Here is a 301-nt window from a genome sequence, read left to right on the forward strand (position 1 = left end):
CCCCCCCCCCCCCCCCCCCCCCCCCCCCCCCCCCCCCCCCCCCCCCCCCCCCCCCCCCCCCCCCCCCCCCCCCCCCCCCCCCCCCCCCCCCCCCCCCCCCCCCTTTTCACGCCGAAGACGGCATACGCGATCAGGCGCCATGTCTCGTGGGCTCGGAGATGTGTATAAGAGACAGGTGTCGACCTGCAGAAAGTCCTGGTTCGGATGCTTGCGGCCACCTTGCGGCGGCACGGACGCCATCGTCCCTTCGACAAGCTTCAGCAGCGCCTGCTGCACACCTTCCCCAGAAACGTCCCGGGTG

The 301-nt window shown here is 74.4% G+C and carries 1 pseudogene; it reads right to left on the reverse strand.

The features are described 5' to 3' along the window. Positions 1-174: 174 nt before the first annotated feature. Positions 175-301 (reverse strand): annotated as a pseudogene (locus JHD73_RS28835) (ATP-dependent Clp protease ATP-binding subunit ClpX); the annotation flags it as partial.

It is taken from the genome of Ralstonia sp. ASV6, assembly GCF_016429285.1.
GTDB classification, from domain to species: Bacteria; Pseudomonadota; Gammaproteobacteria; order Burkholderiales; family Burkholderiaceae; genus Ralstonia; species Ralstonia flaminis.